Raw genomic sequence first — 549 nt, forward strand, 5'->3', positions numbered from 1 at the left:
TAAAGAAATGAATGCTGATAACATAGAAAAAGAGGATATGCAAGAAAGCATAATAGAAAAATCTATTAAAGAAGACAATGAAGGAAATCCTAATCATAAGTATGATAAAAGGTATAATGTGTATGCATCTTTTAAAGGCAAGTCCAACAAATCAATAATGTTTAATGGGCATGTTGACACTATGCCTTCTGGAGATGTTTCTTTGTGGGAGAGTGATCCTCATAGTGCTGATATTAGAGATGGAAAGATATACGGACTTGGTGCTTGCGATATGAAAGGCGGTTTAATGGCTGGTATTATGGCTGTTAAATTATTAAAAGATGCCAATATTGATCTTCCTATGAATGTTATTATTACTGCGGTGGCTGACGAAGAAGGAGGCGGAAATGGTTCTATAGTAGCTGCTATGGGAGGCAAAAAAGCTGATGCTGTTATAGTATGTGAGCCTAGCGACAGAGAGATAATAGCTGCACATATGGGATTTATATTTTTTAGAGTTGAAATTAATGGGGTTTCTGTGCATTCAGGTTCTAAGTGGAATGGAGTAAG

1 protein-coding gene is annotated in these 549 nt (G+C 36.1%); it reads left to right on the forward strand.

What is annotated here, in order from left to right:
• Positions 1–549, forward strand: a 549-nt coding sequence (locus GQX97_RS14415) for a M20 family metallopeptidase (RefSeq protein ID WP_157152370.1), incomplete at both ends; no start/stop codon positions are given.

The sequence above is a fragment of the Brachyspira sp. SAP_772 genome (assembly GCF_009755885.1).
Lineage (GTDB): Bacteria > Spirochaetota > Brachyspiria > Brachyspirales > Brachyspiraceae > Brachyspira.